This is a genomic window from Paenibacillus sp. P4_E11, assembly GCF_056401635.1.
This window is the reverse complement of record NZ_JBFUIX010000516.1, coordinates 1-1,193: the sequence shown is the minus strand read 5'-3', so window position 1 is coordinate 1,193 and position 1,193 is coordinate 1. Positions and strand designations below refer to the sequence as shown.

The 1,193-nt window shown below is 47.8% G+C and carries 1 protein-coding gene; it reads right to left on the bottom strand.

Going from position 1 to position 1,193, the window contains the following annotated elements; genetic code table 11:
* Window positions 1–943, bottom strand: a 943-nt coding sequence (locus tag AC1DWB_RS35625; RefSeq protein ID WP_477545785.1) for a hypothetical protein, incomplete at its 3' end; no start/stop codon positions are given.
* Window positions 944–1,193: the final 250 nt, after the last annotated feature.

Genomic DNA, 1,193 nt, shown 5'->3' with positions numbered 1-1,193 from the left:
GTTTTGCGAGAGCAAACCTTCCTAAATCCTCCGATGTGTACCCCGCTTTTTCAATTGTATCAATGATGGGTTTTAGACTCTGTGTGACGATCTGAGATGCTTTCTCAGGAACGCCTTTAAACATCCTAGCAGCTTTATATAAACTGTCTTCCGCGCTTGCTAGACGACCTCTAACACGCTTTTCCAACCCTTCAAGTGGAGCCATATCATCAACCAACTGAGTGCGAATTCTCTCCCATCGTTTGCTAAACGGCTCTTTACGCTTCGTCGGTGTTCGGCTTATTTTTTGGTCAAAGGTTGATGCATCGCCATGACCGCTTTCATTGAACAGTTGAGCGGCTTGACCTTCTTTGGATGCTTTGCGTTCCTGTTGCTTCAGATACTCTTTTGATTGTCGGTATACGTTTGGAGCAGTCTTTCGGAAACCTTCTCCGAACTCTTTGACCATTTCTTCCGTCCAATCAGAAAGCTTGATGGTACCTTTCCCAAGTTTAGCCGCACCTATAATCGCATAGTCAACTACTTCATTTCCACCCGTTGGGACGAACCCTATATTGCGGCGTTTGGAAATGCGTTCCCGTGCCGATTTTTCTGCTTCGTCCAGGTAAGAATAGACCCRATCCCTTACTCGTGGTTGAGAAACTGCCTTCAGGATTTGCTCTGATTCTTGTTCGGGTGATACTGCTATTGTCGGATTCCCTGGTTCCAATCGGCGAGGTGTTGTCGGTTTAACTTCAACGTTCGCCGCCCTTCCTACTCTCTCGATTGGAGGTTCTACAGCACCAATGTATGGCGTGTATCGATCTGATGCGGATTTCACAGGTGAAGGAACTCCCGCAACTTCTCTCGCTGATTGYCGTGTTCTGGCTTCCTTCAATACATCCGGATTAACTTCCCGGCGTGGTGATCCGGATGGATAAGCCAGATCAATCAGCTCATCCAATCCCGGGTCATTCGGTCCTGCCATACGACTCCACAGGTCATCTAGCGCTTCTCTTTCTCGTCCTGGTGGAAGATCAGTTTGACGTGCAGCATTGAATAGTTGCTGTAATTTAGCTTCGTAAGGGTTTGTCCTCGTTTCTACTCTAGCGCGTGTTGGTGGGGCTATATTAGGCTCAGGTAAACCAAACGTGTGAATGTCTCCTTGACCACGTATAGGCGTGTTGTTGCTCGGAAGAACCGTTCCCTCAGAT